Here is a 20257-nt window from a genome sequence, read left to right on the forward strand (position 1 = left end):
AGCTTGATAAACCTGCTAAAATGACTTACAAAAATAAAGGAGCCAGACTATACAATATCTGACTCCATACGGATATACCCTTTTAAATCATCATATAACTCTAAAGCAAATGAATTGGAATCTGCCTGAGGGCTAACACCCTTGTGCACAAAAATTAGGAATTCATCTATGGCTTTTTTAGAGCCTTCCACTTCTACCTCAATCTGTTCCAGTTCATTTAACTTACAATAACCTTTCAAGCCAAGCTCAATTGCTTTCTGTTTTATGAAGAAGCGGTAGCCTGTCCCGTACACATCTCCGAAAAATTTAATCAGCGCTCGTTTATTCACGCTAAAACCTCCTACTTCTTGAAGAGGGGAGAAGCCTCCCCTAGACTTACTGCATTACACGTTCTTTTTCTAAATAAGCAATTAAGTTATTTATAAAGTATAACACTCGTTCTGAAGCCTGATTTACCTCTTCTAAATGGCCTTCCGCTTTGTGAATATTACCCGCTTCATGTGCTTCTGCTGCAAGTTTTGCTGATTCATGCACGCGGGCATGATAGGTATCCAAATCACGATAATCTTGTAAGTGACCAAAACGTTCGATGGTACGTTTTGCCGTATACCATTTGCCGAGGCGGCAATCTTTATGTGAGGAAACATCATGTGGAAGTACATGTTCTAAGCCGAGGAACATATTGTAAATCCGCCATTTCCATAAAATATGGTCAGCTTTCGATAATTGTAATAGGGCGATAGAAGAGAGTTGTACATTGTTATTTGTAATAATATCGTTGCGGAAGCGGTTAATCTCTTTACCCAATAAGTGAATATCGCTAGATGTATTATGACTGTAGTCACGAATATCATCCTGTAGACTAGAAATTTCAATCATTCTTGCAGATACTTCGTCAATTGCCGCAGCCTGCTCTTGGGAAATCGCTGCAGTATTTGTAACATCAATATTAATCCCTTCAATTGCACTCACAATAGCATTTAATAATGGTAACGATTCTTTTGCCTCAACGGTTGCCTCTTTTATTATTGAGGTCGTTTCAGTGATGGATTTCGATACATCATTCGAGTAACTCTTAAGATGATGTACATTTGTCGATACTTCACTAAGTGCAGAGACGGTACCTTCAGCAAGCTTGCGGACTTCTTGTGCCACTACAGCAAAGCCTTTACCATGCTCACCAGCACGGGCAGCTTCAATAGATGCATTTAATGCCAACAAGTTTGTTTGATCTGCAATTTGGTTAATTAAGGTTACTACATGTTCAATATCATTGACACGTTTTTGTAATTCTGTAAAGGAGTCAACAATGGTAGTAAAAGTTTCTTCTGTTTTAAAAATTTCAGTTAAAGCATGTTCAATAGCATTTTTCCCTTTAACAGCATGATCCACAGAGTCCGTTGTTTTCTCAGAAATACGCGAAGACATACGAGCAACCTCATTGATGGAGGCTGCAATCTCTTGTGTAGCTGCCGTAGATGACTGAATTTCTTCATTTTGTTTATCTAAACTGAAGACTAAATCCTTCATATACATTATCTTAGCATTTACATCCATTAATGAAGAAATTTCTGACACTACATTTTCAATAATGCGCTCAGTTAAAACTTCAAAGAGTAATTCTTGGTCAACATTGACAGCCGATTGAAAAGATTTCATGTATTCAAATGCTTTGTTTGGCTTTAAGCCAAAGTTATGTAAAATATACGTAGTAATATAGAAAGCAAATTGATTAAATACGACAATTAATTTACCAGGTTCAAATTGGTTTTTTCTGAATAAATTGAAAAATTTTACGGTTTCATCCACATATTCATCATCACGAGTTGCTAAGAAAAATTGAGTTAAGTATCGATTTATATTTTCTTCACTGATCGTTTGCTGAGAAGAAGGGGAGATTTCCCTCAAATAATTATTAAAAATACCGTTCATAGAAGGGGTGATATCTTTTAGTTTTGTATAGAGCGTTTTTAAATTCTCTTCATCCTGTGAATTGAAATGATTAAACGCTAGAGTTTTATTGAAACGGCCTGTTGCGCTTAAATTTGTACCGCGCTTTAATAATTCTTCGAGCTCTGCCTTAGGTCGAATACTTGAAAACATAAAAAAAATACCTCCCAAAAGAAATAATGAATAATAAGGTAATAATAGCATATTTCAGGGTGTTTTAATAGACATTTCATGTGTGTTTGCTAAAATGAGAATATCTTATGACAACAAGGAATGGGGCAAATATGTATACAATACTTTACATGAAAGCTGATTATGAGCCTTGGTGGAAATTTGAGGGCTGGGAAGTTTTTATTCAAACAATCGAAACGTTTGAGACGAAAGAGCAGTTTGAGAAAGCTCTACAGGAAACATTAAATAGCTTTAGACCAGTATATGAGCATGAGGCGAGTAAGGAAGGCAAGTACTGGGCTTTTTGGTCAGAGGAAGAAAGCTTTTATTGTGAAGCCTGTGATGATGATGCACAAGTTTACCATGGGATCATCGCAGTTGCAACTACAGAATTAAACGGAATATTGCCAATAAAATAAAAAACTTTTTTCTTTATTTGACAATATTATGAATGATGGTTATACTTAAGGTAACAATTTAATTGCTTCACCGGAAACATGGATTCACATATTACAAAAAGTGATCGCGTTAGTTCGGTACTCTTTGTAATATGTGAATTTTTTCATTTCCTGAAGAAATTACATATTGTTCACTTTTATTTTTTTGGAGGTTTTCTTAAATGAAACAAGGTACAGTAAAATGGTTTAACTCAGAAAAAGGTTTTGGATTCATCGAAGTGGAAGGCGAAAACGACGTATTCGTACACTTCTCAGCTATCCAAGGCGAAGGTTTCAAAACTCTTGACGAAGGTCAAAAAGTGGAATTCGAAGTTGTAGATGGCAACCGCGGACCACAAGCTGCTAACGTAACTAAACTTTAATTCTCAGTAATTAAAAAATACTTTCGTTAAATTAAGGCATCCTATTTACTTAGGATGCCTTTTTTTGCATGCTTTCAACATAAAAGGGTTACTTTTTCGTTTTTTTGGTAATAGGTAAAGAGAGCAAAAGGAGGAAGATAAGATGGATACATGTCAACATATACCGAATGAGAAAAAACAGCGAGATTTTTACCATAAATTGCGGACTAAATTGGTAACATTCCTAGCATCAAAAACCGGAAGGAATAATAAATTTGCAGATTATCTCATGTTTGTGCCTGATGTTTTTCATTTATTAATAAAAACATTAATGGACCCCGCTATTGATAGCAAAAGCCGTTCATTGATTGGTGCTACTATTGCTTACTTTATATTCCCAATGGATTTTTTACCGGAGGGGATTCTTGGTTTCGGGGGTTTTTTGGATGATTTAGTATTAGCAACTTTTGTAGTCAATACAGTTATCAATAAATTGGGAGCAGAAGTCATTGAAAAGCATTGGACAGGAGATGCAAAGCTCCTTGATGTTTTACAAAAAATTGCTGAAACAAGTGATCAAATTGTTAGTAAGATACCAGTAAAATCAATGTTTACACAATATATACGACATGAAAGTAAAGACAGTAATAAATAATATTATTATGTAAACTAATTAACGATAAAGCAATTAAGATAGTTGGGAGTATTCAGTGAATGGATATGTAAATTTTTAATACGCATAACCCCGCTCTGGTTTAAGAACGGGGTTAAAATTAATCCTTGAATTTTACAAAAATTGTATGATTGTTTCGGATGAAATCACTTATATACTTTACAGTTTGTGGAGCCCTGTTGTTAAAACTGTCATACAAAGAATTAATAGCTACAGCAAGCTCCTCATTATTTCGAAGATTTTCACGTGTTACAGTAAATTGCGCCAAAGTACTAGGGTAGTTATGTTTATTAAACATAAATTCCGTATCTGTTAGAAGTTGATACATATGCTCATCTCCAAAATACGTAAGTGCACGTTTGATTGCTGACCAAATTTTAGGCTGTGCTAAATAATAGGCACTCCACCAATAGAACTCTTCCGTTGATTCTATTGCATGATCATAGTACACATGGAATACAAACAACGATTTTTGTCCAGTGTTAAGCTCATTATAAAAAAGTTCTTGAACAATTGAATGATTGTCCTTGGTCATTCTATTTTTATATTCCAAAATTAACGGTTTAAAACAGGCATTGAACAGTGCTATGTCACATAAGGAATCGAATTCCTGTTTGTTCATCTGTGCTATCATACAATAATCACTCCTTATGGATTATTATACAATAATTTAACAGTAATTAGGAAAAACACCAATCGTAATTTGTAAGTTATTCACTGATGAAGTTCTCTTGATTTTACTTTTACGTTAAACTCTAACAGACTAGTTATAAGTATTTAATAAGTGCTGTAACACTTGAACAGGTACAAACAATCCTACTCGACCAAATGAAACCTGTTTCATTGTTGCAAAAATAACACCTATTACCTCACCATCTGCATTAAGGACAGGGCTACCGCTATTGCCTTTGTAAACTGGTGCTTGCATCATCATAACGGGTTCCTGCCAATCTTCTAGTAAAGTTGTTTCAAGTAACGTACCTTCATTGGCGATTCCTGTAAAGGCAAGTGGATTCCCTATGAAATACACATGCTCACCTTTTGCAAAATGAGGATTGTCAGCGAGAGGTAGTAATGGTATGTTGTCAGCACTAACTTGTAACAATGCTAAATCGACATCTGGGAAGCTTTGCAATAATTGCGCCTCCATTAGACCTTCTTCTGGAAACACCACAGACAATGTAAGGGCATCCTCAACAACATGGGCGTTTGTGACAATAAGTCCATCGGAGGAAATGGCAAAACCAGTACCTTTGCTTGTGCCGGTAGATATCTCAACAACAGCCTTTTTATATAGTTGGATATCTTCTTGTGCAGATAATTTTGTAGATACTTTGATAAAGTCGATAGCTGGAATGGAGTAAATTTGAAAAATAAGTGCAAACGTATTAAAAAATAATACAAATGCCATACTCCAAACAATCCATTTGACAATCGGCCTTTGCTTCTTTGGCTTTGTGCCTTGCAGGCGCTGTTCTTGTTCTTCAGCTAAGGCCTTTTGCTGTTCGGCAAGTACAAGTTCGATAAACTCCTCTTCCGTTAATTCTTCCTCTGGAGAAGACTTATGTAAATCATTCATATTAGGTACCTCCTTATCCCAAAATGAAAGACGTCCAAGCCGGACGCCTGTGAAGCCTCTTATTCAATTGTTTGCAGTGTCGATGTAACGACAAATGGCTCTTCGTTAGCTGTTTTCATCGTATCTTCAATACGGATGAGTCCCACACCTTTTGCGAAATATTTTTTAGTTGTGATGGTATCTGCTGTACGTGTCAGCACAATAACATCTTGATAGATGTTTGTTCCAGTATTAACAGAAGCATTAGTCGACTGGATGGTCCAACCAGCAAAGCTGTTTCCAACTTCGAAAGGTAGCTGTAACATAGGCTCAATGATGGCAAACGAAGCCGCTTCTTGAGCTGTTGGAAGTGATGGATGACTATCAACGGCTTTTTTATAGACAAGCACAATCGCAGAATCCGTTAGTCGATAGACCTTTAATATCGTTACAGCGCCATTATCTTCTATTTGGGCGATATGTGTGTCATCCAAATAGGTTGTTTGAAGCGAAAAGCTAGCAAATTCGTTGCCTTGTCCTTCAAAATAAGCAGTAGAACCGTCTGGTGGAAAAAAAGAAGCAAGATTATGTGATTGTTGTTCAGCTGGTTTTTCACTATTAGTTGTCTCATCCATCACTGTTGGTTTTACATGTTGTTCTTGCTGTTCCGTAACTTTATCTGTCGTACAACCAACCAATAGTATTGCGACAGAGAGTACAAATAAGAGATGTCTCATAAGCAAGCCCCCTGTGCTCATTTTCTTTAAGTATACGCGAAGTCTCTTTGTTATACGAATATTATGAAAACCAGTTTTCCATAAAGGTAATGCGTTTATTTGTCGTGTCGACACGTACTCGTAAGCCAAGTGGCATAGAATGAAGTGGATGCGTATGACAACAGTCTACCTCAGCTAAAATAGGAATGAAGTTTCCATCAAGCTGTTCGAGTAACACATCATATGGCTGTCGGCCTGTCCCTAAATCATCATATTGTTCATGCTTACCTAAAATAATGGCTGAAGCTTTGTCAAAGATGCCATGCATTTTTAACATAGCAAAATTTTTCTCCACCACTGCGATTGTTTTTGATGTGTCTTCTAATAGTAAAATATCACCTTCTTCGATTTGAGGGAAGTAAGGTGTTCCGATAAAACCATACATAGTATTGACATTCCCGCCAATTAATCGTCCTTCAGCTACACCATGCTCGACAGTAATCCATGAATTCCGATGGTGCAATTTTTCTGTTGTTTTTTCTAGCCAATTTAAGCGGTCATCTGTCCAAATAGGCGGCATTGGCATGACATAGGGGAACGTGAGCGAATCTACAAAAAGTTCTTTAAAGTATTGCTCTGTATAATGAACTAATGGTGGAAATTCGCCGAAAGTGGAAGCAACAGACGGGCCATAAAATACAGGGATACCTGTCTTAGCATAAAGCGCAAGTAGGATTGCTGTAACATCTGATAATCCGATAAGTATTTTAGGATGTTGTTGAAATGCCTCGTAATCTACATAAGGCAGCATACTATTGGCGTTTGTCCCGCCCATTGTCGGTAGAATCATTTTGATATTGGGGTCTCGCAGCAAGGCATTCAGCTCTTCAGCACGTTCCTTTGGTGTACCAGAGCGATAAAAATCACTCTTTCCAGTCAATACACCTTCTTTAAGAGTGAAGCCAAGAGCATGTAAACGGGCCTTACCTCGTTCATAGCGTGCTTGTGCGATTACCGAAGCGGGCTTTGACGGTGAGTATATCCCAATTGTATCGCCCTTGTTTAATGGGGAAAACATAACATACCTCTTTCTAATTACATAAGTTTATGCCATTATACATGACTTTACAAATATAAGGGAGATTATGATAACTTTATGAAAGAGCTGTAAAAATTAACTGAAATACATTACTGTAGTAGAAAGTAAGATTTCGCGTAATAATATTATGTAAACTAACGAAAAGGAGGAAACTTGCTAGAAAGTGGGGATTTTAATATGATAGAGTTAAGCCAAAAATAGGGGGGCGTTTATATGTATCGTCAAGTAGATGATTTTCTAACTGAATGGTCTAATGCATCAGTAGGGACTATTCAAGTACTAAAAGCAGTAACAGATGAAAAATTAGAGCAAAGTATTGTGGAAGGTCATAGTACACTCGGTTGGTTAGGGTGGCATTTAGCGGGTGCAATCGGTTATTTTAGCTACTTAGCTGGTCTACAAGTGCCGATGCTTCGTCAAGAAGATCCAGTACCTACAACGGCGGCTGAAATTGTTGCTGTCTATGAAAAAGCTGCAAATAGTGTGAAAGAAGAAGTAGCAAAGCTATCAAATGAAGATTTGCTAGAGGAAGTTAAAGGTTTTGATGGTCCAATTGCGCGAGGAGCATTATTGCGTACACTATTAAATCATCAGACACATCATCGTGGTCAAATGACGGTACTACTACGTCAGGCAGGTTTACAAGTACCAGGTGTAATGGGTCCGACCAAAGAAATGCAAAAGTAATCAAAATGGCAGATACGTAGAGTATCTGCTATTTTTGTACAACAGGGTACCGTTAAAATACGTGTTGTATGTAAAAAAATTATTCGCCTCGCATGCAGGAAAATTCATAAATAAAAACTCCCCCGGAAAGTTGGGGGAGAAGATAATTTGCAGTATTTATCAATGTAGACAATTCACTGGATGTGTTGAGCGACAGTTTAGCTTAAACCTTGGCTATCTTTCCATTCAAGAAACTCATCATACGTTAATAGTTTATCTAAAATTGAGCCGTCCTCACGAATTTCGATGACACGGTTGGCAATTGTTTGGATGAACTGATGGTCATGAGATGTAAAGATCATCGCGCCTTTGAAGCGGATTAAGCCTTCGTTAAGTGCTTGGATAGACTCAAGGTCAAGATGGTTCGTTGGCTCGTCAAGTAAAATAACGTTTGCAGTGGCAAGCATCATTTTTGACAGCATACAACGAACTTTTTCGCCCCCTGATAAAACAGAAGGGGACTTTTTCACTTCTTCACCAGAGAATAACATACGACCTAAGAAGCCGCGTAGGAAGCTTTCAGTTTCATCATCAGGTGAATATTGACGTAACCATTCCACTAATGATTTCTCTGAACCTTCGAAGTATTTATCGTGATCGTTTTCAAAGTAGCTTTGAGATGTTGTCACGCCCCATTTAACTGTACCAGCATCTGCTTTTCTTTCATCCATTAGAATATCAAGAAGAGCCGTTTTCGCCATTGGGTTACCCAGTAAAATGATTTTATCCTCTTTGTTCATTGAGAAGCGAATATCTTTAAAAAGTGCTTCGCCTTCATTACTTGCTGAAAGGCCATCAACCGTTAACACATCATTACCGATTTCACGACCAGTTTGGAAGTTGATGAATGGATATTTACGGCTAGATGGTTTAATGTCATCAAGTTCAATTTTATCCAACATTTTCTTACGAGAAGTAGCTTGGCTTGATTTAGAAGCGTTCGCAGAGAAACGAGCAACGAATGCTTGAAGCTCTTTAATTTTTTCTTCTTTCTTCTTGTTTTGGTCTGCCATCATTTTCTGTGCTAATTGGCTAGACTCATACCAGAAGTCATAGTTCCCAACGTATAATTGGATTTTAGAGAAATCAAGGTCCGCAATATGTGTACATACTTTGTTTAAGAAGTGACGGTCATGGGATACGACTATAACCGTATTTTCAAAGTTAATTAAAAATTCTTCTAACCATTGGATAGCTTTTAAGTCAAGGTGGTTGGTAGGCTCATCTAGTAATAGAACGTCTGGTTTACCAAATAGAGCTTGTGCTAATAAGACTTTAACCTTGTCAGAACCTTCGAGGTCAGCCATTAGCATGTAATGAAGCTCGTCGCCAATCCCTAAGCCGTTTAATAATGTTGCTGCTTCTGAGTCAGCTTCCCAACCATTTAGGTCAGCGAATTCACCCTCTAATTCCGCAGCACGCATGCCATCTTCATCAGAGAAGTCTTCTTTTGCATAGATTGCGTCTTTTTCTGCTTTTACTTCCCAAAGACGTTTATTCCCCATTACAACTGTATCTAATACATTGAATTCATCGTATTCGAAATGGTTTTGTTTAAGGACTGATAAGCGTTCGTCCTTCCCCATTGATACATTTCCTTCTTGGGCTTCAATTTCACCAGAAAGAATTTTTAGGAATGTTGATTTACCAGCTCCGTTTGCTCCGATTAAACCGTAGCAATTCCCAGGTGTGAATTTTATATTTACGTCTTCAAATAGTTTACGATCGCCATAGCGAAGACCTACATTACTTACTTGAATCATGCAAGTTCCTCCTTTTTTCACAATGGCTCTAGTATATCATGAAATATGTTCCATAGTCTATAAACATTATTAAATCAACGTTTATCGTTAATAGAGCTATTGCTTGGCCTCAGTTCCTGCTCCAGCTACCTATAAACTGTTACTGAATAAAGAAACAGCTTCCACTTCCATTTCTTTCAAAACATGCCCATACACTTTAAAAATCATATCAGGCGTATTCCCAAGTCTTTCCGAAATTACTTTCACATTCATATAAGAAATTAATGGAAAAATTCCTGCCAAACTCTATCGAGTTTGAAAATGAGATTTAGAACTTACAAAATTTTTATCCTTGGAGAGAAAAAGATGTGCAGCAACCAGTAACGAATAAATCAGAAAACAAAGGTGGTCATTAAAATGGGAAGCTTATGTATATTAGCAGAAAAACCCTCACAAGCCAAAGCGTATGCAGAAGCATTTGAAGTAGCAAAAAGGGAAATTAAAGCCATGCAGCACTTTTCCAGACTGTGAAATTATCACATGGGGTATTGGTCATTTGGTTGGTTTAAAAATGCCAGCATATTATAAGGAAGAATGGAAAAGATGGGATTTTAAAAATTTACCGATTATTCCTAATCGATTTGAATATAAAGTATCTGAGGACAAAAAAATCCAATTTAATGCTGTGAAGAAATTGATTAATAATGGGAAATTGGAATAAATGGATGTGATAAGGATGTATCTCTACAAAACGGCAAGCACATAAATCCTAAATGCTATAAAAGCTATTTATTTAAGTTCTATCTTGCGTTTTAATAATGCACATAATTATTTTTATAACTTGCACATAAGTAAAAGCTTACCAAAATAGTCTATTTACTAATTGATAAGCTCTTTAATTTACTGAAATCTAAATAAAAAATTCTTCTCCATAAAATTTTCTTACACCCAAATTAACTTCACTAAAGCAAATCTTTAATATATTAATCTTCAAGAAAGAGGGGGATTATATGACAAATTCTATAACGGATGTACCAGCAAGTATAGCCGGTTATTTATTATTAGCAGTTCGGGAAATTTCAAACCTGCTTTCTAATGGGGATATTAATGATTTAGTAGGGATTGAACAAGGCGCGGATGTTCGAGTTTTTAAACAAGGGAAATAAAAAAAGTGTAGAAGCTAAATTTTATAAAAATTCTGATTTCAATAGAACGCATTCCTCTATTTGTCACACTCTTTATAATTTTTACATAAGTTTTTAGTGGCTTCTGAAACTGGGGAATCAATTGATGACTATGAGTTCCATACGAATGTACCAATTACAGAAGCAGATAAACAGTTCTTTGATAGATGGAATACATTCGACTCATGTACGGATGAAGAAAAAAAGAATATATTACATACATAAAGGAGTCGATTATCCGAGATCGTCTCAACACTAATCGTGCTAAAGAAGTAATTCCACAAATGGAAGCATATATACAGAAAAGGAAGATGGAAACTATTTTTTCAAAGTTTATCGATGGCACAAGTGCTTTAATCCCTCTTTTACAGAGCATCTTCTTGCTTGTAGGGGTTACCCTGGTCAAGTAGACAGCTTTAAAAGAGACTATGCAGCCAACTGGTGTCGATATTCTTAGATATCGTTCTGAATATGTTGGCATTCCCCCATTTACAGATTTGGATACTGCTTTTTTAAGTATTCAGCCTGTGCTTTATAGTAAACCCGCTCTTCTTCTACGCTCTTAAAATGAATATGTTACACCAGTGGCTTCAGAACCTGTAGTTTGTAGACAATTATACGCTTCAATTGATCCCATTTCTTTAAATTTTTCCCCTATTGTTCGACTTGTGTTTATTTTAAATAGCCAGATTGTTTGGCAATGGAATACTTTAGACTCATTTGTATACGAATTATTTTTCTAGTTAAGAATAGTTTTTTTAAGTAAAAGTTAACTACAGATTATTGTAGATTATTTAACATTATTTACTTAAAGAGATAATATCACACATTTTTCAGATTTATTTAAGTCTATTGATATGGTGTATAGTTTGAGATTTATTTAAATTATGGATATATTAGGTATTGTGACTTGTAAATTACATATATGTATTTAGATATTAAAAATAAAATAGTTTGAAAATTAAATCAAAGTTGTGTTACAATATTTTCTAGTTATTACATTATATTCAAAAAAGGGTGAGGTGCATGTGAAAGGTTGTGCTATCTTTTTAGAGGATTCAGATGAAATAGTAAGACAAGCTAAGTTGATAGAAGATTCCTCCGAATCAATTGTTGTAAGTATTCCTCTAACGGGAAGGGAAAGAGAGTCCGTAAGATTAAAGAGTAATGATTTTGTTAAACCTATATTCACACTACCGTGGAATAATCATGAAAATATGTTAAATGAAGTTAAGCGGACTATTAAATATTTCAATCCAAGATTAATAATTTTTAAATTGGGTATTTGGGGACAAGGAGAGTGTTATTTTGATCCTAAAGGAATAGAATTAGCAGAAATAAATAATAATCAAGTGAAATGCATAGAAGAATTTGCTAATTTGAATGAGATAGAAATTGCATTTCATCCTATTAGGACTCCTTGGCTTCCAATCGCTAATTACATTAAACTTCTTAAAAATCTAAGGGGTTTAACATCAAGCAAGATTTCAATTGACCTTGCTGAGGTTATGTGTGATCTGAAAAATTTGAATCTAGAACAAGATAGTTTATCTTTAAAATCTATTAGTGAAGTTGTAGATATTACATGGTTAGAATCTTATCGTTTTGATGAGGCAGGTATTTACATGACTTGTGCATGTACCGAGATTAAGGAAGATGTTTGGTTAACATATAAAAAGTATTTTCGAAACACTCTTCCTATTTTGAAAACAGATCGTCTATCATCAGATAACCAAATTATCAATGATTTAAGAAAGCTTAATAAAATTAGAGGTGATTTAAATGGAGAAATTGAAAAAGCAAGACATATTAGTACGTTTAAGTATTGATCCTAAATGGAATATTGATGATCCTAATAGTCCTTTTACAGATATGATAAAACATAATAACTATGAAGAAATATTAAATATTAATGTAGATTCATTAAATGCTGAAAAAAGAGGGCGTTGGAAGCAAATATTAAAAATGGTTGCTCCTATATTTAAAAAAACTATTGAAAAATTGAATGAAATGGACCCTACAGAAGAGTTTATTTATAATAAATTTTTCCAAGAGTACTTATCTTCAGACTATTTATGGGATGTTAATTGTAGTTTAGAACATCCAGCTGGATTCGGAAAGGGTTCAGAAAAGGGGACTTCTTTTTATAATTATATTGTTAATAATATTGATATTCCTATTTATATCAAAGAGTTAAGTGAATTGGAGTATTCTATTTTTAAAGCGTCTTATATTCCTTCAAATAAAAAAGTCTATGATATTAATAAACCAGTATATCTTGCTCGAAATGTATCGCTAATAAAAAGTGAACATGGTGTGCTGAATATACTTGAAAATAATAACAAGATTAAACGCAATATTGAATATTATGTTGTGGGGTCGAAGGGCAAGGTTTACAGAATTAATGAATCTACATACAGAGTGTTAACTGTGTTGGAGAATGAAAGAAATATTACTATAGATAGTAGTGAGTTACAATTTTTTGAACAAGCTAATAATATAGGGATATTAACTAATGATTTAAATGTAATTGACAAAGATTTATTAAATAAATTTTTTGGTATTAAATAATTTACTTTGTTATAGCCTCACTGGACAATAAAAAAGTTGAAGAAAAACTAAAAGAACCAGAAAAAGAGATTACACCAAATTTCTTTTCAGAAAGATTCAATTTTAGGTCTTCATTCAAGAGACCGTGTAGATAATTAAAGTGTTTAATAAAGCATTACTAATGAAGGAGAGAAATAATATGGATAATAAAAAAGTTGAAGAAAAACTAAAAGAACTAGAAGAAGAGATTACACCAAGTTTTTTTTCAGAAAGTGATGTAGAAAGTGAAATTCCAGATTCAATTTTAGGTCCTCTTTTAAGAGACCGTGTAGATAATTAAAGTGTTTAATAAAGCATTACTAATGAAGGAGGGAAATAATATGGATAATAAAAAAGTTGAAGAAAAACTAAAAGAACTAGAAGAAGAGATTACACCAAATTTCTTTTCAGAAAGTGATGTAGAAAGTGAAATTCCAGATTCAATTTTAGGTCCTCTTTTAAGAGACCGTGTAGATAATTAAAGTGTTTATAAAGCATTACTAATGAAGGAGGGAAATAATTATGGATAATAAAAAAGTTGAAGAAAAACTAAAAGAACTAGAAGAAGAGATTACACCAAATTTCTTTTCAGAAAGTGATGTAGAGAGCGAAATTCCAGATTCGATTTTAGGTCCTCTTTTAAGAGACCGTGTAGACAATTAATAGATAGTTCCAATCAACTGTTGTCCAGTGGGTTATATATATATTCATGGAGGATACCTCTATATGTATCATATCAGTTCTAGGTTACATGCAATAAAACATGAAAATGATTTGGTTTTATTGAAAAATAATCAGAATAATTTGAAGTGTTGGTTTCGAAAAAATACTTGGTATCAATTGCGAGAATACTTAGGTAAAGAATTTCCTGATTTCCTTTTAGATAAACTGGATTCTAATGAGATAAAAAAACTTATGAAAATTAATGGGGTTTTTAGGGAGTTAGATAAGCCTTTACAAATTTTGAATCCCATTACAATGTTTGGGGATACAGTAAATATCTCTAATAATTCAGTAGATGGATCAATAATACTAGTTGGTTATGATAGCGGAAATAACATATCACTTGGTTCAAGAAAAGGACCAGATGTTATACGAAGAATAAGTGATGCGTATGAAACTAGCTTAAACTCGAATCTAACCGGTATAGAGGGTTGGTTAGTTAATGATCTTTGGAATAGTAAATATAAACTTCTGAATGGAACTAATTTAAATAGCTTTTATATAGATGACAAATTTACAGATAACAATTTCTTGGAGTTATTAGCAAGTAATATTGCTCAAAATAAAAAAGTTAGTGATAAATTTTGGATGATTGGGGGGGATCATTCAATTACATATGGGGGAATAAAATCTCTAATAAATAAAGGTAATAATAATATTACATTAGTTTATTTTGATGCACATGTTGATGCAGGGAATAATAAAGTGTTTATTGATAACTCTAACTTTATTGCAAGAATTTCAGAATTTGATGAGGTGAAAAATATATTTCAGGTTGGAAGAAGGGGCGTACTCTCTTTAAGTAACACCAGTTTTAGTACTAAAAAAATTCAGTATATAAATTCTGTAAAAGAAATAGCATCTTCAGTATTTAAAAATACAATAGTATATTGCTCAATAGATTTAGATTACCTCGATTTTAGCATAGCTCCAGGGGTATCAACTCCTGTACCGAAAGGAAATACGCTAGAAAAACTTGAGGAAGAATTATACGAATTAAACAAAATAACTAATATTAATTGTGGTGATGTTACTGAATATAACCCTGATAAAGATGTAGGTTTTATTACTGGACAAATAGTATTAAGGTTATTATTAATTAGCCTTGGTTTAAGTTTGGGAAAATACGAAGAAAGCAGAGAAGAAAAATGTGTGGAATTTTTGGAATAATCGGAAATAATGTGAAAGAAAGTATTAATTCTGATTCGTTTATTAAACTTATTGAAGAATCCTTAAAACATAGGGGACCTGATTATCAGAATTATATAATTCAAAATCACCTTATTTTTTATTCAACGAGGCTAGCTGTAAAAGACCCTAGGGCTATTGCAAATCAACCTTATTTTTCTAATTCTAATAATTGGATTTTGTTATTTAATGGAGAAGTAACAAATCATGAATGTTTAAGACAAAAGTTAAAATTTAAAGATTGGAATACACAGTCGGACACTGAAACTATTTCAGTAGGTTTAGAAGAAGAAGGAATAGACTTTTTAAAAAAATTAAATGGAATGTTTGCAATTGCTGCTTTTAATGTACTTGAAAATAAAATATATCTGTACAGAGATTATCCGGGAGTAAAACCACTTTATTTTTCTTTATCAATGCATGGATATTTAGTTTTTTCATCAGAATTCCCATCTTTATTAAATGTACTAAAGGAATTAAGTGTTGACATTTATGTGAAATCAGAAGTTTTAATGGAATACTTATTATATCGAAATACAATTTTAGAACCAGAAACATTAATAGGAAATATAAAGAAAATTAGCCCTGGGGAATTATTAGAGTACGATTTGAAAAGTAATAGAATACAAACTATATACCAGCAACGCGAGGAATATAATAACGATCCTAACTCTGGTATAACTTTAGAAGAGGTTTTTGCTAAATCTATAACTAATAATATTGAAAAAGGTACTAAAATGGGGATGCTTTTATCCGGTGGTGTAGATTCAAGTGCAGTTATGGCTAAATGCATTAATGAAGGTGCGACAATAGAGGCTTTTACTTTACAGTATGAAAGCTTCGAAGAATATTCATTTTCGGAGTTACCCTTCAGCAAATATGTATGTAATCATTTTTCAATACCTTTGCATGAAATTACATTAACTGAAAAGGAATTTTTAGAAATTTTACCGACTGCTATTTCTAAGCAAGATGGAATGTCTATGGATCCTACCATAGTAGCGTATCATCGTTTAGGTAAAGAGATGCACTCTAAAGGAATAATAACTTCATTATCTGGTACTGGAAGTGACGAAGTATTCGGTAGTTATGAGTGGTTGCATGCATCCAGTGTAGAAGAATTTGATGAATGGATGAGAATGCCATTTGTTAGTGAATTTTTGAATTTTAAATGGGGTAGTATAGATGAGATTTCTTATAAGGCTAAGAAAAAAAGAAAAAGGATAATAGAGGAATTCACTGGGAAGAAAGAGCTTAGTCATGGCTTAAGACATTTTGGTATGCTTCACTTAGAGGCGGATGCTCTACCAAGAGTAGATCTTGGTACTATGTACTCGGGTGTTGAATGTCGAGTACCTTTGTTAGACCAATCTTTAATTAAAAAAGCTTTTAGTGAATTACCTGATGAGAACAAAGAGCTAATTAGGAACCTAAGCAAAGAGTATTTACCATCTGTAATTAATAATCGAAAAAAATGTGGGTTCCCTCATCCAGTATTTCTTTGGATGAAGTATGGTGAATTATCAAAGGTTGCATTTAACCAGATAATTAATGGTCCTCTTAAAGAATATATAAATACGAAGGAAATAATTGATTGTTTTGAAAGTAAACAAAGTTTAATGGACAAGACAAAGGAAAGTATTGTTTTATATGCTAAATTTAAAACACTTTGGTATATATTCTCAGTATCTCTTTGGTGTGAAAAAAATTCAATTAAAATTGTATAAAAGGAAGGTCTATTATGAATAAAAAAATTATTGAAAAAGTTAATGCAATTCCATTTTTAGGTGTAGGAGTAGCCTGGGTAGAAGAAGATGATTTTATTCATTTTGCTAAAGAGCTAGATCCAACATTAAATTATTTAGAAGTACATCCTCCTTCTAATTTTGATAATGTACCACTCAATATTCCTAAAGTAGCTCATAGTAGTTTACTACCACTTGCTGATGAAAAGCATTTAAATGAGAAGTTAGTGAATCACATTTTTCAACAAGCAAAGGATTTAAATTGTCATTGGCTAGGTGACCATGTAAGCATATTAGGTACTAGTAGTGGTATTGATTTTAATTATATATTCCCTCCAGTTATAGATAGCAGTTTATCAGATAGATTAGGAGAAAGGGTATTGAATTTTATTGAAAGATTTGAAATACCTGTTGTAATGGAAATGGGACCTCGTTATTGGTCGTTAAATAATGAAGATGGTTTAAGTGATTATAAACTCCTAAAGGATGTATCTTTAAACACAGATGTACCAATAATCTTCGATATCCCACATTGTTTAACAACAGCTAAAAATACAGGAGTATCTTTTAAAGAAATTGTTGAACTATTAAAGGATGTAAAAGTATTAGAACTTCATATAGGAGCAGAAGGTTTCACAGACACTGACAGATCAAAGATTGATGAGTGGAATGCTCTTGAGTTATGTCTAAATACATTCCCTACAATTAAAGGAATAACAATGGAATATAGTAATAATGATTTTAAGTCGTATAAAGAAAATGTCTTAAAGTTAAGTGAGTTAGTTGCCAAATATAAAAGTTCCGGAGTGATAGCCTGAGCCAAGTAAATTTAATAAGTGCTCACAACTTGATGGTTCCTTAATTCAAAAAAATGAATTAAGGAAGCATTAAAGAGGGACTAGTAAAGGGAGTACAAACCTTAAAAAAACCTGAAAATCTAGAATTGGCTCTGCGTCAAGATTTCGGACTCACTTAAGTTAATTTTTTGTCTTGCGTAACGTCCATTTTTGGAGTGTTCCACATCCCAAGTAGCCCGTCAAAGTGAAAAGAGCCTTTGACCACCTACTCGGGATGTAGAGCGGAAAATGCATGGATGTTGCGCCCCAAAAATGTGTGGGGGTAGATTTCTTTGCCCTCTTGTTTCGTTTTTTGCGCGAATATGGTCATACCCTTTTTTAGTATATCTACATCTTGTTTTAAGCGAAGATTTTCCTTCTGGGTAGCAGCTTTTTCAGCTGCAGTTAACTCCCCAGTTCCCTCAATTGGAGAATGGAGTTTAATCCATTTGTAAATCGTGATTTTTGATACACCGTATTCGCTAGCTGGTCGATTGACCGGTGTACCCGAGCGATAAAGGTTGACTACAGTTTGCTTGAATTCTTTTTCGTACTTTTTTAACTCATGGTCGTACACGTCCTCCCTTATACTCAATTCTACTGATTTAACCGAGGTATGTCTCCAGAGAATTTTTAAGCATTTAATTTTAGTAGATCTGTCTATGTACAGTAGTTTTTCTAGTCATATAAGAATAAATGCAATTTTAGCAACAAAACTCTTAATAATCCAAATTTTTATGTTAATAATGTTCCTTGGAGAAACGACTCTCGTCTTCTTATTGGTGTGTACCATGGATGTTATGTTTATTCTAGAATGTATATTTTATTAGAAAGTATTAATAAATATAATAAATCTGAAGATGTAAGATTAAGGTTAAATCAAATAACAAGTGGTTTAAGAAATGGATTTGATTTATTAAAAGAGTTTGGAGATTTTAATGATAGTTCGTTAATATGAGTAGATTAAATTTATAGTATAGGAGAGATTTAGTGACAAAAGATAAAAATAAAGTAAGACTGTTAATTGCATCAGATTCTTTTTCAAAGCTAGGCGATATGGCTGAAGGTATTGCCTTAGCAACTTTTGTCTTTACCATTACCCAATCAGGTTTTCTTTTTGGCCTTTTTTTATTTTTACGGTTTGTCCCTGAATTGATAATAGGTCCCTTTTCTGGTTATTTTGCAGATAAAGTATCAAGAAGAACTATTACAGTTAGCGTTAATCTAACTTTAGCTTTTATGAGTATATTGCTTTTAATCTCTCATGAGAATTATACAATTATCCTTATAATAGCAACGATTGCTAGTTTTATTAAGATGTTGTTTAGACCTGCATTTTTGTCAAGTATTCCACTAATTGTTGAAGAGAAAGAATTACCTAATATAAATAGGTGGTTTGGATTTTTTGGTGGATTTGCTAGAGTGATAGGTGCAACTATAGCCGCATATGGTATTTTTCTTAATAATATATCTTTAATTTTTTCATTAAATGCAGTATCATTTCTTGTATTTGCGTTAGTTTGTTGGTTTGGAATTCCCAATAAAAAACGATTAATAGACCAAGATAATGAAGAAGAAAGTAGTACACTAATCGAAGCATTAAAATTTATGTGGCAAAGCAAAAAGATATTTGGGTTAGTGATGGGATCGACATTATTATGGGGATGCTTAGCATTATCGGACACATTGTTAATTCCAACTTTAGGAACAGCTAAAGATGGCGGTGAAGATTTTTATGGAATTTATAGAATTTTATCCGCAGTAGGAATGATGATTGGTTCATATTTTTCATACAAATGGTATAAGTTATTTTTTGATAAAGGGAAACATTTAGTTGGTTTTTTTATTCCAATAATAATTATGTGTATATCAACACTATTAATTCCATTATCACCTTTCTTTTGGGGTTACATTCTGTATTTACTGATTTGGATATCAAAAGATTTGCCTGCTAATTTATTGGATGTTGAATTACAATCAGTTCCTAATCACATAAGGGGGAAAATTATTTCGTTAGCTGATGCAATAGATGGTATTCTATTCTCTTTGATAACCTTGGTGTTACCAATACTAACAGAATTTTATGATCCCGGATTAATTTTAATATTGGCACCTATTCCTTTTCTACTTTTAACTATTTTGTTACTCATAAATTCTGTTTTTCAACAATATAACAAAAATTCCAAATCTAATTCATATATATAATGAAAGGGTGTGAACCTTTGGATATAAAAGAAATTGTAAATCAATACTTACCTTTAATAAATGTTGAAATAAATAACTCTGACAAATTAGAGAAAACCATACTAGAGTATTCTAAATTAAGAGAAAGTATTAATAGGCAGTTTAATTATATATATCTAGAGGAACAGAGAAATAAAGGTTCAACAAAAGAGACCTTAATTGATAATAAAGTGATAAATATAATTAAAGTATTGAATTTAAAAATAGACAAAAAAATTTTAGAATCTCAATACTTAATAAACTTACCTCATTACTACAATAAATTTATTTTAGAATTAAATAGCTGTCTCTTATACACATCTGACGCTGCCGAC

25 protein-coding genes are annotated in these 20257 nt (G+C 33.4%); 17 read left to right on the top strand and 8 right to left on the bottom strand.

Annotated features, from left to right (window positions below; all coding sequences use genetic code 11):
- Window positions 1–47: 47 nt before the first annotated feature.
- Window positions 48–329 (bottom strand): acylphosphatase, encoded by a 282-nt coding sequence (locus C9J35_RS15515; protein WP_054767719.1) that lies wholly within the window; start codon window positions 327–329, stop codon window positions 48–50.
- Between the two features lie 46 nt (window positions 330–375).
- Window positions 376–2103, bottom strand: coding sequence for a globin-coupled sensor protein (locus C9J35_RS15520; protein WP_107925210.1), 1728 nt, complete (start codon window positions 2101–2103; stop codon window positions 376–378).
- Window positions 2104–2210: 107 nt separating this feature from the next.
- Here C9J35_RS15520 and C9J35_RS15525 point away from each other — a divergent pair, with 107 nt between their 5' ends.
- From C9J35_RS15525 to C9J35_RS15535, 3 genes are all read left to right on the top strand, one after another.
- Complete coding sequence (locus tag C9J35_RS15525; RefSeq protein WP_235616330.1) at window positions 2211–2540, top strand: DUF1033 family protein; 330 nt, start codon at window positions 2211–2213, stop codon at window positions 2538–2540.
- A gap of 200 nt (window positions 2541–2740) precedes the next feature.
- Entirely contained in the window at window positions 2741–2941 is a 201-nt protein-coding gene (locus C9J35_RS15530) for a cold-shock protein (protein WP_004230088.1), read from the top strand.
- Between the two features lie 142 nt (window positions 2942–3083).
- On the top strand, window positions 3084–3575 hold the full coding sequence (locus C9J35_RS15535; RefSeq protein ID WP_107925211.1) for a YkvA family protein: 492 nt from the start codon (window positions 3084–3086) through the stop codon (window positions 3573–3575).
- Between the two features lie 118 nt (window positions 3576–3693).
- On the opposite strand, the gene C9J35_RS15540 is transcribed toward C9J35_RS15535, so the two are convergent.
- From C9J35_RS15540 to C9J35_RS15555, 4 genes are all read right to left on the bottom strand, one after another.
- Window positions 3694–4227 (bottom strand): hypothetical protein, encoded by a 534-nt coding sequence (locus tag C9J35_RS15540; RefSeq protein WP_107925212.1) that lies wholly within the window; start codon window positions 4225–4227, stop codon window positions 3694–3696.
- Between the two features lie 129 nt (window positions 4228–4356).
- A complete protein-coding gene (locus C9J35_RS15545) occupies window positions 4357–5172 on the bottom strand; it encodes a S1C family serine protease (RefSeq protein ID WP_054767721.1) in 816 nt (271 codons plus the stop codon).
- A 59-nt stretch (window positions 5173–5231) separates the two neighbouring features.
- On the bottom strand, window positions 5232–5888 hold the full coding sequence (locus tag C9J35_RS15550) for a hypothetical protein (protein ID WP_107925213.1): 657 nt from the start codon (window positions 5886–5888) through the stop codon (window positions 5232–5234).
- Window positions 5889–5949: 61 nt separating this feature from the next.
- Window positions 5950–6945 (bottom strand): S66 family peptidase, encoded by a 996-nt coding sequence (locus tag C9J35_RS15555; protein WP_107925214.1) that lies wholly within the window; start codon window positions 6943–6945, stop codon window positions 5950–5952.
- A 234-nt stretch (window positions 6946–7179) separates the two neighbouring features.
- Between C9J35_RS15555 and C9J35_RS15560 the strand changes: the two genes are divergently transcribed.
- Window positions 7180–7653 (top strand): DinB family protein, encoded by a 474-nt coding sequence (locus C9J35_RS15560; protein ID WP_054767723.1) that lies wholly within the window; start codon window positions 7180–7182, stop codon window positions 7651–7653.
- Window positions 7654–7850: 197 nt separating this feature from the next.
- Here C9J35_RS15560 and C9J35_RS15565 read toward each other — a convergent pair whose 3' ends face one another.
- Window positions 7851–9455, bottom strand: coding sequence for an ABC-F family ATP-binding cassette domain-containing protein (locus C9J35_RS15565; RefSeq protein ID WP_107925215.1), 1605 nt, complete (start codon window positions 9453–9455; stop codon window positions 7851–7853).
- A gap of 550 nt (window positions 9456–10005) precedes the next feature.
- On the opposite strand from C9J35_RS15565, the gene C9J35_RS25090 reads away from it, so the two are divergent.
- The 11 genes from C9J35_RS25090 to C9J35_RS15600 all read left to right on the top strand — a co-directional run bounded on the left by C9J35_RS25090 (window position 10006) and on the right by C9J35_RS15600 (window position 17681).
- Window positions 10006–10155 carry a DNA topoisomerase III family protein gene (locus tag C9J35_RS25090; RefSeq protein ID WP_201262079.1) on the top strand — a complete coding sequence of 50 codons (150 nt, stop codon included), beginning with the start codon at window positions 10006–10008 and terminating at the stop codon, window positions 10153–10155.
- Window positions 10156–10444: 289 nt separating this feature from the next.
- Window positions 10445–10600, top strand: coding sequence for a hypothetical protein (locus tag C9J35_RS23690; RefSeq protein WP_167395984.1), 156 nt, complete (start codon window positions 10445–10447; stop codon window positions 10598–10600).
- A 96-nt stretch (window positions 10601–10696) separates the two neighbouring features.
- Window positions 10697–10843 (top strand): hypothetical protein, encoded by a 147-nt coding sequence (locus tag C9J35_RS23695; RefSeq protein ID WP_167395985.1) that lies wholly within the window; start codon window positions 10697–10699, stop codon window positions 10841–10843.
- Window positions 10844–11646: 803 nt separating this feature from the next.
- Entirely contained in the window at window positions 11647–12447 is an 801-nt protein-coding gene (locus C9J35_RS15580) for a hypothetical protein (RefSeq protein WP_054767725.1), read from the top strand.
- Window positions 12401–13189, top strand: coding sequence for a hypothetical protein (locus C9J35_RS15585; RefSeq protein ID WP_107925216.1), 789 nt, complete (start codon window positions 12401–12403; stop codon window positions 13187–13189). Before C9J35_RS15580 ends, C9J35_RS15585 begins: the two co-directional genes overlap by 47 nt.
- Before the next feature lie 178 nt (window positions 13190–13367).
- On the top strand, window positions 13368–13508 hold the full coding sequence (locus C9J35_RS23700; protein WP_167395986.1) for a hypothetical protein: 141 nt from the start codon (window positions 13368–13370) through the stop codon (window positions 13506–13508).
- Between the two features lie 40 nt (window positions 13509–13548).
- Window positions 13549–13689: a hypothetical protein gene (locus tag C9J35_RS23705; protein ID WP_167395987.1), complete on the top strand. Its 141-nt coding sequence runs from the start codon at window positions 13549–13551 to the stop codon at window positions 13687–13689.
- Between the two features lie 40 nt (window positions 13690–13729).
- Complete coding sequence (locus tag C9J35_RS23710; RefSeq protein ID WP_167395987.1) at window positions 13730–13870, top strand: hypothetical protein; 141 nt, start codon at window positions 13730–13732, stop codon at window positions 13868–13870.
- A gap of 63 nt (window positions 13871–13933) precedes the next feature.
- The gene (locus C9J35_RS15590; RefSeq protein ID WP_107925217.1) at window positions 13934–15100 is read left to right on the top strand and encodes an arginase family protein; all 1167 of its coding nucleotides are present in this window, start codon (window positions 13934–13936) and stop codon (window positions 15098–15100) included.
- Complete coding sequence (asnB, locus tag C9J35_RS15595; protein ID WP_107925218.1) at window positions 15079–16845, top strand: asparagine synthase (glutamine-hydrolyzing); 1767 nt, start codon at window positions 15079–15081, stop codon at window positions 16843–16845. The genes C9J35_RS15590 and asnB overlap by 22 nt, the downstream gene beginning before the upstream one ends.
- A 14-nt stretch (window positions 16846–16859) precedes the next feature.
- On the top strand, window positions 16860–17681 hold the full coding sequence (locus C9J35_RS15600; protein ID WP_107925219.1) for a multinuclear nonheme iron-dependent oxidase: 822 nt from the start codon (window positions 16860–16862) through the stop codon (window positions 17679–17681).
- 244 nt (window positions 17682–17925) lie between these two features.
- Here the strand turns inward: C9J35_RS15600 and C9J35_RS15605 are convergent, their stop codons facing one another.
- Window positions 17926–18276, bottom strand: coding sequence for a transposase (locus tag C9J35_RS15605; protein ID WP_167395988.1), 351 nt, complete (start codon window positions 18274–18276; stop codon window positions 17926–17928).
- A gap of 413 nt (window positions 18277–18689) precedes the next feature.
- On the opposite strand from C9J35_RS15605, the gene C9J35_RS15610 reads away from it, so the two are divergent.
- Window positions 18690–19904 (top strand): MFS transporter, encoded by a 1215-nt coding sequence (locus C9J35_RS15610; protein ID WP_107925221.1) that lies wholly within the window; start codon window positions 18690–18692, stop codon window positions 19902–19904.
- 17 nt (window positions 19905–19921) lie between these two features.
- A partial coding sequence (locus C9J35_RS25170; RefSeq protein WP_153062964.1) for a hypothetical protein occupies window positions 19922–20257 on the top strand: 336 nt, incomplete at its 3' end.

The sequence above is a fragment of the Lysinibacillus parviboronicapiens genome, from assembly GCF_003049575.1.
Lineage (GTDB): Bacteria > Bacillota > Bacilli > Bacillales_A > Planococcaceae > Lysinibacillus > Lysinibacillus parviboronicapiens.

Bases quoted from the DNA above. Each gene is read 5' to 3' on its own strand.
- C9J35_RS15520 (WP_107925210.1), bottom strand. From the start codon at position 2,103: ATGTTTTCAAGTATTCGACCTAAGGCAGAGCTCGAAGAATTATTAAAG.
- C9J35_RS15525 (WP_235616330.1), top strand. From the start codon at position 2,211: ATGACAACAAGGAATGGGGCAAATATGTATACAATACTTTACATGAAA.
- C9J35_RS15530 (WP_004230088.1), top strand. From the start codon at position 2,741: ATGAAACAAGGTACAGTAAAATGGTTTAACTCAGAAAAAGGTTTTGGA.
- C9J35_RS15535 (WP_107925211.1), top strand. From the start codon at position 3,084: ATGGATACATGTCAACATATACCGAATGAGAAAAAACAGCGAGATTTT.
- C9J35_RS15540 (WP_107925212.1), bottom strand. From the start codon at position 4,227: ATGATAGCACAGATGAACAAACAGGAATTCGATTCCTTATGTGACATA.
- C9J35_RS15545 (WP_054767721.1), bottom strand. From the start codon at position 5,172: ATGAATGATTTACATAAGTCTTCTCCAGAGGAAGAATTAACGGAAGAG.
- C9J35_RS15550 (WP_107925213.1), bottom strand. From the start codon at position 5,888: ATGAGACATCTCTTATTTGTACTCTCTGTCGCAATACTATTGGTTGGT.
- C9J35_RS15555 (WP_107925214.1), bottom strand. From the start codon at position 6,945: ATGTTTTCCCCATTAAACAAGGGCGATACAATTGGGATATACTCACCG.
- C9J35_RS15560 (WP_054767723.1), top strand. From the start codon at position 7,180: ATGTATCGTCAAGTAGATGATTTTCTAACTGAATGGTCTAATGCATCA.
- C9J35_RS15565 (WP_107925215.1), bottom strand. From the start codon at position 9,455: ATGATTCAAGTAAGTAATGTAGGTCTTCGCTATGGCGATCGTAAACTA.
- C9J35_RS25090 (WP_201262079.1), top strand. From the start codon at position 10,006: ATGCCAGCATATTATAAGGAAGAATGGAAAAGATGGGATTTTAAAAAT.
- C9J35_RS23690 (WP_167395984.1), top strand. From the start codon at position 10,445: ATGACAAATTCTATAACGGATGTACCAGCAAGTATAGCCGGTTATTTA.
- C9J35_RS15585 (WP_107925216.1), top strand. From the start codon at position 12,401: ATGGAGAAATTGAAAAAGCAAGACATATTAGTACGTTTAAGTATTGAT.
- C9J35_RS23700 (WP_167395986.1), top strand. From the start codon at position 13,368: ATGGATAATAAAAAAGTTGAAGAAAAACTAAAAGAACTAGAAGAAGAG.
- C9J35_RS23705 (WP_167395987.1), top strand. From the start codon at position 13,549: ATGGATAATAAAAAAGTTGAAGAAAAACTAAAAGAACTAGAAGAAGAG.
- C9J35_RS23710 (WP_167395987.1), top strand. From the start codon at position 13,730: ATGGATAATAAAAAAGTTGAAGAAAAACTAAAAGAACTAGAAGAAGAG.
- C9J35_RS15590 (WP_107925217.1), top strand. From the start codon at position 13,934: ATGTATCATATCAGTTCTAGGTTACATGCAATAAAACATGAAAATGAT.
- asnB (WP_107925218.1), top strand. From the start codon at position 15,079: ATGTGTGGAATTTTTGGAATAATCGGAAATAATGTGAAAGAAAGTATT.
- C9J35_RS15600 (WP_107925219.1), top strand. From the start codon at position 16,860: ATGAATAAAAAAATTATTGAAAAAGTTAATGCAATTCCATTTTTAGGT.